Consider the following 11,568-nt stretch of genomic DNA (forward strand, 5'->3'; position numbering starts at 1 on the left):
AACAAACTGGGGCCGGGCACTAACGCACCCGACCCCAGCTAGTTAAGCGAGATTAGTTGGCTAGCGCTGCGCTAACCACCTTCTTGGCTTCCTTCTGGACTTCCTTCAGGTGGTCTTCGCCCAGGAAGGACTCGGCGTAAATCTTGTACACGTCCTCAGTGCCAGAGGGACGGGCCGCGAACCAAGCGTCCTTGGTGGTGACCTTCAGGCCGCCGATCGGCGCGTCGTTACCGGGGGCGCGCACCAGGCGCTGCTCGATGGGCTCGCCAGCCAGCTCGGTGGCGGTGACGTCCTCGGGAGAAAGTGCGGCCAGCTTGGCCTTTTCTTCCTTGGTGGCGGCAGCGTCGATACGGGCGTAGGCCGAAGCGCCGAAACGCTCTACCTGCTCAAGGTGTAGCTGCGAGGGGCTCTTGCCGGTGACGGCGATGATCTCGCTTGCCAGCAGGGCCAGGATGAGGCCGTCCTTATCGGTGGTCCACACGCCGCCGTCGAAACGCAGGAAGGAAGCTCCCGCGCTTTCCTCACCGCCGAAGCCCACAGAGCCGTCTAGCAGGCCGGGCACGAAGTGCTTGAAGCCTACGGGCACCTCCACTAGCTTGCGGCCGATGGATGCCACCACGCGGTCGATCAGGCTGGAGGAAACCAGGGTCTTACCTACGGCGCAGTTTTCACCCCAACCGGGACGGTGGGTGAACAGGTACTCGATGGCCACAGCCAGGAAGTGGTTGGGGTTCATCAGGCCGTCGGGGGTGACGATGCCGTGACGGTCAGAGTCGGCGTCGTTACCAGTGGCGACGTCGTAGGGGGTGGCGCCAGAAGCGTCGGGGGTCATGGCGTTACGTAGGGAGGCCATGGCGTAGGGCGAGGAGCAGTCCATGCGGATCTTGCCGTCCCAGTCCAGGGTCATGAAGGACCAGGCGGGGTCTACCTTGGGGTTGACCACGGTGAGGTTGAGGCCGTAGCGCTTGCCGATCTCAGCCCAGTACTCAACCGAGGCGCCACCTAGCGGGTCTGCACCGATGCGCACGCCGGCCTTGCGGATAGCCTCCATGTCAACCACGTTGGCTAGGTCAGCTACATACAGCTCACGGTAGTCGTGGCGAATGACCAGCTCGCTCTTGAGGGCCTCGTCGATGGGCACGCGCGGCACGTTGCGCCAGGCGCCGTCCACTAGTAGTTCGTTGGCGCGGTTGGCAATCCAGCCAGTGGCGTCAGAGCCGGCGGGGCCACCGGTGGGCGGGTTGTACTTGAAGCCACCGTCACGCGGGGGGTTGTGGCTGGGGGTGACGACAATACCGTCAGCCAGGCCAGGGCCGGAGGTGCGCACACCCTCGGGGGTGCCAGCGCCGTTAGCCACCAGGATGGAGTGAGAGACGGCGGGGGTGGGGGTGTAAGAGTCGCGAGAGTCGATAGCAACCTTCACGCCAGCGCCTACCAGCACCTCGACGGCGGAGCGCCAGGCCGGTAGTGATAGGGCGTGAGTGTCGCGGCCCAGGTAGAGCACACCGTCGGTGCCCTGGGAGGCGCGGTACTCAACAATTGCGGCGGTGGTTGCCACAATGTGGGCTTCGTTGAAAGCAGTGTCTAGGGAGGAGCCACGGTGACCGGAGGTGCCGAAAACTACTCGCTGAGCGGGTACGGCAGGGTCCGGTACCAGGTCGTAGTAGGCCTGGCGAACTTCTTCGACATTGATGAGATCTTCAGGTAAGGCGGGTTGGCCAGCTCGTTCATGCATGTCTGTAGTGTGGCACAGCTTACCCGCAAAAATCACCCCATCACATGCAAATACTCACAAATACAGGCAAAATCGTCCCTTCCCTATGATTTTTCCATGGGGTTTTATAGGGAACGGACGAAATGTCAGTTTTTGTGCAGCCCATACTGACACCACGCCCCACACTGGCGCACCCACACTGCCCAACACTGGCGCGGCCCACGCTGGCGCACCCCACACTGGCGCATCCCACCGGCGCCAGCACACCCCACACCGCCGCACACCCACGTCACCGTCGTCGTCGCCCAAACTAGGGCCACCCCAAACTAGGATGGACCTATAGGCACCAAGCCAATCTAGGAGGTCCCATGCCCACCGCAATTTCCACCCCTAACGCCCCCGCCGCCGTCGGCCCCTACTCTCAGGCCGTTTCCACTGGCGACGACGCCGGCGCCCAGGTTTTCATTTCCGGCCAGATTCCCCTGGTTCCGGCCACGGGACAGCTGGTCGAGGGCGACATCCAGGCTCAGGCACGCCAGAGCCTGACCAACATCGGCGAGATCCTAAAGGCTGCCGGCCTCAGCTTTGCTGACGTAGTTAAGACCACCGTGCTGCTGGCGGACATCAACGACTTTGTGGCGGTTAACGAGGTGTATGCCCAGTTCTTCACCGGTCCGGTACTGCCGGCGCGCGCTGCTTTCGGCGTGGCCGCACTACCCAAGGGCGCCCGTGTGGAGATTGAGGCCGTCGCGGTTCGCCCCTGATTGGCAAGCTCCTCCCTGATCAGTGCACTTTTGGGAGCTGCCGGGACTTCTTGACGCCGTCGCAGCTGCCCGCAAAAACTCAACGGTCCGGTCGACTAATGTCTACCGGACCACTTTTATGCCCAAAGTCCCAAAATCCGCTAGACAGTTGAAAGTTAAACAACCTAGACTCAAGCCATCACGGCACGGTCTTGCACCTAAGTTCCCAGCAAGCCGCCCACCCCCAAAGCCTTCTAGACACTGTCCAAATACTTAAAGGAGCACATCATGACCAAGATCGGTATCGTCGTCGGTTCCGTCCGCGAGGGTCGCGTAGGCGACCAGATCGGCAACTGGATCCTGGAGCAGGCCCGCGCCAACCACCCCGAGGCCGAGTTCACCGTAATTGACCTGAAGGACTACGACCTGCCCATGTTTGACGGCCCGGTTGCCCCCATGGTTCTGGGTGGCAAGTATGACAACGACGCCGTCACAGCCTGGGCCAAGGCTCTAGACGAGCAGGACGGCTTCATCTTCGTAACCAGCGAGTACAACCACACCATCCCCGGCGCCTTCAAGAACGCCGTCGACTCCATCAGCCCCGAGCTAATCGGCAAGGCTGTGGCTTTCGTGGGTTACTCCTGGGACGGCGCCATCCGCGCTGTTGAGCAGTGGCGCACCCTGTCCGCACAGTTCGACATGTATGACATTCGCGCCCAGCTAGCCCTGACCTTCCCCATGGACTTTGAGGGCACCGACACCTTCGCCCCCAACGAGCGCCGCACCGACGAGCTGGAAGCCCTGCTCTCCCGCCTGATTGAGGTCAGCGCCAAGCTAGCCGCCTGAGCCCAGCATCAATCTGAGCCCAGCATCCGCCCGAAAGCTGCGCTAGCTACCTGAGCCCAGCACACTTCGCTCTAACGGCGCACCTCCCGCATGGCCCGGCATAACCCTGCCTTAACGGCATAACCCCGCCCTAACCCTGTAGGGTTGACTTATGTCGAAAAAGAGTCAGCGCCGCGCCCGCGCCCAGGCCAAAAAGGCCGCCCAGGCTGTACAGTCCCCCGCCAAGCCCAAGAAGGTTGAATTCGTAGCCCGCCCCTTCGCCGGCCTCAAGAATGAAGCTGAGCTGGTCGCCATGGCGCAGATCATCCCCGCCGCCACCATGACCGTTAAGCTCAACGACAGCGAGCACATTCCTGCTGCTCACCGTGGCGCCACGGTTGAGCTGGCCACCCTGCTGCCGGACCTAACCCAGGGTATGCGCCGCGCCGACGACTGCTACCTGATTGCCATGCAGACCACCAAGCACTCCGGCGACGCCTCGCGCGACGTCGCCTACGCCCTGCTCAACGCCCTGGAGCTAGAAAACAACACTGGCCTGCAGCTAAGCACCCTACCTGAGCCCGGCCCGCGCCTACAGGACCTGCTAGACGCCGACTTTGAGCCGGTTTTCCAGCTGCATGATTCTTTCGGTTTCTGGGCTGCCCCCGGCGAGCTCAGCGACGAGGAGCTAAACAACCTGGTCAACCAGTCTCGCGACGAGATTGTGGCCACCCGCCAGGTCCCGGGCGTGGAGCACGCCTTCTGGTGCCGCATGGGCGGTAAGGAGTACGTGCGCTGGGTACGTGAGGAGGACGAGGACGCCTTCTTCAACGCCCTGGCCAAGGTGCACGCCGCCCGCGAATCTGAGCTTAGCAACGACGACGGCGCCTCCCTGGGTTCCTTCCTGGGCGCCTTCCGCGCTTACGGCATTGCCATCCCGGTGTGGCAGCTTGAGCCGGGCACTACCGCCGAGCAGCTAACCGCCCCCATGCAGGCGCTGGGTGCACGCCTTCAGGCTGCTCTGGCCGACGACGCCACCCTGAACGCCGACGAGCGCCGCGCCAAGGCCGGCATCATTTCCCGCCAGGTGAACCTGTAAATCAGCGATTTTAAGGAAACACCGTGACCCTCACCCCGGCACAAGAGGTCGCTCAAAAGCTTGCCCAGCTGGAGGCTCACTCGCAGGCATCAGCCGACGACGCAGCCCCCGCTGACGCCGTCGCCCCTGCGCACGACGCCGCCCCTGCTGAGGCTGCCCCTACCGGCGCCGTCGCTGGCACCCCTGCGCACGACGACGCCAGTAGCCAGCCCGCCGCGCAAGCCCGGCAGCCCGGCGCTAACTGCTGCGCCGCCAGCGAGTATCTGCCTGACCGCGCTGTTGCCTACGTGGTTGACCAGCGCGTTCAGTATGCGGATTATTTCGGCAGGCTGCCGGTGGCGGTGATTATCCCGGCCTATAACGAGGCTGAGCGCATCACCGCAACCGTGCAGGCGGCCTTGGGGATTGCCGGGGTGGAGCGGGTCGTGGTGGTTGATGACGGTTCTACCGACGACACCGCCAAGATCGCTAAACGCGCTGGTGCGGAGGTTATTTCTAAGCCTCACAAGCGCGGCAAGGGCGCAGCCATGGGCTCGGGCGTGGCTTATTTACGTAAGTCTGCCCAGCCGGGCGCGGATTATTTGCTGTTGTTTGTCGACGGCGACCTGGGCGCTAGTGCCTCGGCTTGCGAGGTGCTGATTGAGCCTGTGGCCAGCGGGCGTTGCTCTATGAGCATTGCGGTGCCGCCAGCTTTTAAGGGTGCTGGTGGGCATGGTTTTGTGCTGGGCACGGCCCGCAAGGCCATCAGTGAGGCTACCGGCTGGGAGCCGCAGGCTCCGCTTTCGGGGCAGCGTTGCATGAACAGTTTTGTGTTTGAGGCTTGCAAGAATCAGCTCTCTAGGGGCTGGGGTGTGGAAACCTGGTTGAGTGTGAAGGCACTTGAAGCTGGTTTCACTGTGTTAGAAGTGCCTTGCTCGATCACTCACCGCGTTAGTGTCAATAATTTGGCTGGACGCTTGCACCGCCTGGAGCAGTTCCGTCAGGTTCGTAAAACTACGCGTAAGCTGCGTCCGAGCCTTGTCAGCCGCCTTTTGAGTAAGCGCAGGGGCCAAGCAGGTGCAAAGTCGAGCCAAGCAAACGTCAACCAGGCTGCGGCTTCACAAGCTCCCTTTGAGCCTTACCGCATGTTGCGACCCACAGCCTAAAACATGTTGCGCCCCACAAACATGCTACGCCCCACGGCTTAAAAGCAGCCTGAACAGGGCGTCCTGAAGTAATGTGCCAGCCGAATGGCGCAGCCACTTGAGCATACGTGGCTGCGCCATTAGTTTTAGTGGTAGCTAGTTGTTTTCGCTGAGGCCGCAATGAGGCTGCGTGTCTTATAACGTCGCCTCCCGACGAGACCCCGCAGCCCCATCTCCACCACAGCTTCTGTTGACACATCACTCCCTGTTGCATCAAGTTTTTGTGGCAGCTCCAGTGACATAAAGCAGGCCAGGGGCACTAGCAGGAACAGGCTGTAGACCGCCATCGAGGCGCCCGAATCATTTAGGGCCACTTCCAGCAGCATCAAAGCAGTCACTGGGGCGAACATCAAAACTACAATGCTAGATGTTTCCGACGCATGAATAGCGACATAGAACTTTACCCAAACCCAGACAATTAATGCCATCACTATTAAGGCAACTAACATTTTCGCAGCCAGATAGTCGGATTCAGCTAAAAATGGCTCCATCAAAGCCATGAACCTATGGTCTATATCCGCAGCAAAAGCAGAAAGGTAATCAGGGCTCTCACCAGAACCACACCATTTAGTAAACGTCAGGATCGATAGCGAAATAAATAGAATTAAGCTTAAAACATAGATGTTAGACAAGCGTAAGCTGGGTTTAGACAGTTTCAAGACTAGTGCAGTCAACGCAACCCCAAAAACTACGGCTCCAGCAAAATTATCCCCTAAGCTTGGCAAGGCAATAGCCATTATAAGTAATACCCCGATTCCTCCTATTACTATCTGAGAAATGCGCAGGCTTAAACTGCGATCAAGTCGGTTAGCAAGGTACGCCAAGGCTACCAGAGCCCCCATACCCCCAAAAGCAAAACCGGCACCAGATAGCCCATGTAAATTAGTCGAATCGAGGGCAGCCATAGCAAAGGGACTATTCAAGATTAGATGACTACCACTGAGGCCATCACCCAACCAAAAGAAAGCATTTAACACACAAACCATTACGAAGCCACTTGCGTAATTAGCGAATTTTATGGTTACTAGCTGCACCAAGCAAGTAACCGCTAAACTTATGCCGATAATAGCCGCCACAAATGGAATATACCCCAAATCTGCACTCTTAGCAGGATCTTCGTAATTACTGACAACATTGGCATAGTTGGCGCTTGCAGGGGTTGAATTCATCCTCCATGCATACCACCGAGTTATGCTAAGTAATATACATCCCAATGGCACACAAGCTGCAAAGACAAGTAGGTTGCGCCCAACCAGCGACCTTATACCAATCGTTTTGAACTTCTTTGGAGAAAACTCAAATTTAGCGACCCCAGTTAACCACACCACAACCGGAACTAGTAGGAGAAATATCATGGCCAGCACATTAAAGTTAGCAGCATCTTGTGAGACTTCAATTTTCTTTCCCTGCTCTATCAGAGAGTTAATTAAAGATAAACGCGCTTTAGGCACAGAAGCCTTGTAAATCTCCCGATAGCCTTCATCCCATAGATTTACTTGCCGATCTTTAAAAGCCGATTTATCGACTCTACCAGGAGATTGCGGCAACACCTTACCCACACTCCCTCCAGGAAGGCTGGCGCCATAGCGAGCCGCAACAGTAGGGGCTATATCAGTTAACCTAGTTAAATTACCGCTATAACCAAGCGAAGACCCTGAAAACATTTTATCGAACACGGATCTATCTAGGCTAGGAATTAGCGCAAGATTAGGTTTTCTATGCTCGCTACTTAAGGCATCATAATTGTTGCTAAGCGAGATAAGCATTACGTCAACATTGTCGCCATAATATGTTCGAAACAGGCTAAGATACTCCACATATTGATACCAGCCTTTATTTCTAGCATCAATAATCGTCACATCCGCCGGATAGTCTTCAAACAATCTACGCTTATTGCCATAAGGCCAATATCCGCTGTAATAATCATCTTCTGCAACGATTTGCCTGACCCTACAACCAGCAGATTTTAAACTGCGCACTAATATTGAAGTACGAATATTATAATCACCGTTAACGAAATCGTTTTGCTTCCCAGACATTAGTGAGGCAAGCAGATCTTCTTCACCAAGTTTAGAGCTCGGAACAAATACATTCATCGGCTCAGCCGAATAACTTTCAATATATTTAGCCATCAAGCTGTCATATTTTGAATATTTCCTATTTTCCATAGGTTTATGATTTGCGATCGCGCTAATATTTTGCCAAGTTAGCTTCCTTGTAATCAGCATAATAAGAGGTTTGATTCTGGTAGTGGCTGTAGCTCCACAAGTATTTGTTACTTGCGAAGACTTATATTGCAGCCCACTCCCTTTAATAGTCACAGCATTGGCTCCACTGGCTAGCACCAGTAGACATACAAGAATTACCGTAAAGAGTTTCGCCAGCGTTATTGCTATTCGGCTAGCTATGACGCTGCCATCAACTACACCAAAGACACGTGTCTCGCCGTCGGTTTTAAACCGACGTAACCCAGCGCCTCCAGACAAGCCGCTCACCTGCATAAAACGTGAACTGCGTAAACCTAAGCGATCGCTGCCAAACATGAAATCCAGCATAGCGCCCATTTGACGCGGCAGTTGACGATTCCCGAAGCAAATTACAAGTTTTTACTCAAGCACCAACACTTAGAGCTGCACATGCCAGACAACAAAGCCACCTGCCCAGATCACCTACAGTCAGTCAGCTACAGCAGTCTCTGTATCAGGTTTTGCCGGCAGTTCCAGGGACATCAGGCAGGCCAGAGGCACCAGCAGGAACAGGCTATAGACCGCCATCGAGGCGCCTGAATCATTTAGGCCCACTTCCAGCAATAGCAGCACAGTTAGGGTATCCAGCTGCAACCGATACACCCCGGGCACGCCCTGCCGGCGCGTGGCGTGGTAAAGCCACAACCACACCACCACCACAAGGCTCACCACCACTAGAGCCACAACAATTTTCAAAACCATCAAGCCCACCTGGCCATTAGCATCAATGAACGGGCCCACTAGGGCCTTAAATTTTTTGCCAATGGTAGCCAGGAAAGTGCCGTCTAATAGCTGCCCACCAAAACGGCCCAGGTGGGTGGAGTTTTCCCCACGCAGCAGCCATTCCAAAATTGCTACGCCCGAAAGTAAACCAGCGGAAATAAAGCCAAGAAATGCCAAAATACGTGGGCGCAGGCTGCGGCCGGATAGTTTCACTAGAGCCACGCCTAGTGTGGGAATTAGTGCCAGCGCTCCACCAAAATCAGCGCCCAGGAAGGGGGCGGCGTCGACAATTACTAGCAATAAACCAACCCCGGACACTGCCAGCAAACTGGCGCGTAGGCTATAGCGGGATTTGAGCCAATCGGCCCAGGCCAGCAGGGCGATCATGGCCCCTACTGCACCGAAAGCGAAAGCCGTATTGGACACCCCATAGAAACGCCCTGCCACCAGCGCGTTCATGGTTAAGGGACTGTTGAAGGTGAGGTGATTGCCGCTAATGCCGTCACCAAACCAAATTAAACCGTTTAATGCGGCAGCAACGATAAAGCCGGTAGAACAGCTCGCAGATTTTCGAGTTAACCAATTAATTAGCGCGGTTAGCACTAAAGCTATTAGCATCGCGCCAACAGTAGCTGTCACCACTTGTAGCGCAACAGTTTTGAAGGTATCTATATCCTGATCGGCACCATTACCCATGGTGGAAGACCTGGTAATTATCACCGAATACCAGGGGACTAAATTAATTAGCAAATACCCTACAGGCAGCGTGGCAGCAAATACACTCAGACGTTGCAAGGAAAGGAATCGCTTGCTACTAAATTCTGCGCCTTTCGTGCTACAGAATCTACGTTCTAACATTTACGCCACCATAGCCACACTACAGCCAGAGTAAAAACAACTATGATTATAGTATTGTAAACCATCACCGCGCGGGAAGCATGAGCGTGGTTATTTTGGTTAATTAATGAGTTAATTAAATCCTGACGCGCGGAAGTAACTTTAGTTGTAGCGGGATTATCGGAGGAATTTTGCGCCTGCTCTACACGCTCACCAACGAACACAGGCTTATTAATGGTTTGTGGATTTTGTATCAAGGCTTGTCCAGAGGCACCTTCGGGCGCTTTAGCACCGTAGCGAGCTGCAATGGTTGTGGGAATGTCGATTAATTGCACCAGGTTGTTTTGGTGTGTAGAGGGTACTCGCACCTTCTCCCCCGCAGCATTAGCATCACGCAGAGACGGAATTAGTGCTAAATAGAGCCTATCATCATCAGAAATACCGTTTTCGGTGGTAATCGAAATCGTCATAATATCAACACTAGAGCCATAACACTCCTTTAACTGGCGCAGCTTAGAGACAACTTTATCTGCTTTATCATGAGTTGCTTTTACGACAGTAACATCCGCCAAATCACTTCTTGATAGTTGTCCAGGCCTGGCATCAGGTAGTTGTCCAGGCCTGGCATCAGTATAATATTCTCTATCAGGTAGCGCGGGATCTACGGCAAATGTGCAACCGGCCGCTTTTAAAGTTTTAGCTAGCGGAGAGTTAATAATGTCGTCGTCACGGTATTTGCGAGTGAATTTATCGCGCCGACCCGAAAATAGCATGGCTAGCTGTTCATCGAAGTTAGCGCCGTCTTTATGACCGCGTACCACCAGGTTCATGGGCGTGGCTGGATAGCCCATTAGATAATTTTTTGTGTCCGAGTCTTGGCTTTGCAGATTTTGCCAGGTTATTCCGCTGGTAACCACTAAAATTAAGGGCTTAATTCGCGTTTTTGTGCCCGTCCCGCACTTGCTAGTCGTGTTTGCACTGGCGACAGCGCCCGCCCCGGCCCAGTTTTGTGCTCTAGCTGAAGTTTTGTCGCCAGCTACACCTGGCGCAGTCGCCACGGTGAAAGTTGCCGCACTAGCGCCACTAGAGAGCAACAGCAAACAGGCAATCAGCCCAGTAAAGATTCTCGTAACCGCTCGCACCAAAGCTGCCGCGCCGACGTCGGACTTATCCGCACCGGCCCCACCAGCAAAAGCAATGCCGACGTCAGCCCTAAAGATGTCGGTCTTAAAGCGGCGAAACACGTCCGCAAACCTCCTAACTTTAGACATAATGCCTGGCCACCTGCACGGTTTCGTAACCATAGCCGCCTCCAAACAGCATCGCGTGCACAATCAGCATGTGTACGCGGTGTAGCCCCACCCGCTCACTCCAGTAGGACTCTAGTGGCGACACGCTCTGATAGCCCTCATAGACGCTGTCTAGATACTGCTGCCCAAACAGGCCCAAATCAGCCAAATCAGTCTCCGCGTGACCACCGTGCGCAGCCGGATCAATCATCACCCCAACTACCGGCCCACCAGCGAAGGCTTCTAGCTGCTGGGCGTTGGTCATTATGGCTGCGCCATCTTTCATTATGGCAGCGCCATCTTGCGGCTCATCAGTGGTTTTCTCGCTCAAAAACTCTTTGCAGCTGCGCGCCACATCCGCTACCGGGCACCACAGCACGTTGCCGCTCCACAGGTCTCCGTGCAGGCGGGCTACGGCTGTTCCGGCTTGGGTTAGCAGCTGGGGTTGGGAGTGGTTAAAGTCCCCGTCACGTAGGCGTTCGCAGAGTTTTTCGATTATGACGGCGCCCGAGCGGTCAATCGAGCCGTTGTCGCGGGCCGGGGCCAGCATGGGCATGATCCGGTCTGTCGCGAAAAACTCGCCCCAGCTATCGGTCCAGGCCTCAGAGCGCAAAGGTAGACGTGCACGGCCCATCCAGCCGTCACCTTCCCAGCCCTGCGGCGGCGCTCCCCAGTGTGAGGCTCCAGCGGCGTGGGTGTGGGCTAGGGCGCGACCGAAACTGAAAGCGGCTTTAGGGGTGCAGCGCCTGTCATTAAGCTGGGGTTCTTCTAGCCACCCACGACCGCTACGCACGGGCACCACAGCCACGCCGCCGTCGTCCATGGCGTCAGCTAGCCAGCGCAGGCCGGTAGCTTCCAGCGCGGTTGAACCGGGGATACCTCGATCGTCTTTGCGGAACATAACCAAA

9 protein-coding genes are annotated in these 11,568 nt (G+C 56.0%); 4 read left to right on the top strand and 5 right to left on the bottom strand.

All coding sequences use genetic code 11. The annotated features are described in order from the left end of the window. Window positions 1-52: 52 nt before the first annotated feature. Window positions 53-1,735 carry a phosphoglucomutase (alpha-D-glucose-1,6-bisphosphate-dependent) gene (pgm, locus tag HMPREF0045_RS06380; protein WP_005986633.1) on the bottom strand — a complete coding sequence of 561 codons (1,683 nt, stop codon included), beginning with the start codon at window positions 1,733-1,735 and terminating at the stop codon, window positions 53-55. Between the two features lie 347 nt (window positions 1,736-2,082). On the opposite strand from pgm, the gene HMPREF0045_RS06385 reads away from it, so the two are divergent. The 4 genes from HMPREF0045_RS06385 to HMPREF0045_RS06400 all read left to right on the top strand — a co-directional run bounded on the left by HMPREF0045_RS06385 (window position 2,083) and on the right by HMPREF0045_RS06400 (window position 5,526). Next, window positions 2,083-2,478 carry a RidA family protein gene (locus HMPREF0045_RS06385; protein WP_005986635.1) on the top strand — a complete coding sequence of 132 codons (396 nt, stop codon included), beginning with the start codon at window positions 2,083-2,085 and terminating at the stop codon, window positions 2,476-2,478. Window positions 2,479-2,745: 267 nt separating this feature from the next. Further along, window positions 2,746-3,303 carry an NADPH-dependent FMN reductase gene (locus HMPREF0045_RS06390; RefSeq protein WP_005986638.1) on the top strand — a complete coding sequence of 186 codons (558 nt, stop codon included), beginning with the start codon at window positions 2,746-2,748 and terminating at the stop codon, window positions 3,301-3,303. A 151-nt stretch (window positions 3,304-3,454) separates the two neighbouring features. Continuing rightward, a complete protein-coding gene (locus tag HMPREF0045_RS06395; protein WP_005986640.1) occupies window positions 3,455-4,381 on the top strand; it encodes a DUF5926 family protein in 927 nt (308 codons plus the stop codon). A 23-nt stretch (window positions 4,382-4,404) separates the two neighbouring features. Beyond that, window positions 4,405-5,526 carry a glycosyltransferase family 2 protein gene (locus HMPREF0045_RS06400; RefSeq protein ID WP_005986642.1) on the top strand — a complete coding sequence of 374 codons (1,122 nt, stop codon included), beginning with the start codon at window positions 4,405-4,407 and terminating at the stop codon, window positions 5,524-5,526. A gap of 125 nt (window positions 5,527-5,651) precedes the next feature. Here HMPREF0045_RS06400 and HMPREF0045_RS06405 read toward each other — a convergent pair whose 3' ends face one another. From HMPREF0045_RS06405 to HMPREF0045_RS06420, 4 genes are all read right to left on the bottom strand, one after another. Beyond that, complete coding sequence (locus HMPREF0045_RS06405) at window positions 5,652-8,108, bottom strand: hypothetical protein (RefSeq protein WP_155813115.1); 2,457 nt, start codon at window positions 8,106-8,108, stop codon at window positions 5,652-5,654. Window positions 8,109-8,240: 132 nt separating this feature from the next. Next, a complete protein-coding gene (locus tag HMPREF0045_RS06410) occupies window positions 8,241-9,152 on the bottom strand; it encodes a hypothetical protein (RefSeq protein ID WP_155813116.1) in 912 nt (303 codons plus the stop codon). 233 nt (window positions 9,153-9,385) lie between these two features. After that, window positions 9,386-10,615 (bottom strand): hypothetical protein, encoded by a 1,230-nt coding sequence (locus tag HMPREF0045_RS06415; protein ID WP_005986647.1) that lies wholly within the window; start codon window positions 10,613-10,615, stop codon window positions 9,386-9,388. A 19-nt stretch (window positions 10,616-10,634) separates the two neighbouring features. Continuing rightward, the gene (locus HMPREF0045_RS06420) at window positions 10,635-11,561 is read right to left on the bottom strand and encodes a fructosamine kinase family protein (protein WP_005986649.1); all 927 of its coding nucleotides are present in this window, start codon (window positions 11,559-11,561) and stop codon (window positions 10,635-10,637) included. Window positions 11,562-11,568: the final 7 nt, after the last annotated feature.

Origin of the sequence: Actinomyces graevenitzii C83 (assembly GCF_000239695.1) — a bacterium.
GTDB classification, from domain to species: Bacteria; Actinomycetota; Actinomycetes; order Actinomycetales; family Actinomycetaceae; genus Actinomyces; species Actinomyces graevenitzii.

Coding starts and splice junctions, on each gene's coding strand:
- HMPREF0045_RS06410 (WP_155813116.1), bottom strand. CDS start 9,152: ATGCTAATAGCTTTAGTGCTAACCGCGCTAATTAATTGGTTAACTCGA.
- HMPREF0045_RS06405 (WP_155813115.1), bottom strand. CDS start 8,108: ATGTTTGGCAGCGATCGCTTAGGTTTACGCAGTTCACGTTTTATGCAG.
- pgm (WP_005986633.1), bottom strand. CDS start 1,735: ATGCATGAACGAGCTGGCCAACCCGCCTTACCTGAAGATCTCATCAAT.
- HMPREF0045_RS06420 (WP_005986649.1), bottom strand. CDS start 11,561: ATGTTCCGCAAAGACGATCGAGGTATCCCCGGTTCAACCGCGCTGGAA.
- HMPREF0045_RS06395 (WP_005986640.1), top strand. CDS start 3,455: ATGTCGAAAAAGAGTCAGCGCCGCGCCCGCGCCCAGGCCAAAAAGGCC.
- HMPREF0045_RS06390 (WP_005986638.1), top strand. CDS start 2,746: ATGACCAAGATCGGTATCGTCGTCGGTTCCGTCCGCGAGGGTCGCGTA.
- HMPREF0045_RS06385 (WP_005986635.1), top strand. CDS start 2,083: ATGCCCACCGCAATTTCCACCCCTAACGCCCCCGCCGCCGTCGGCCCC.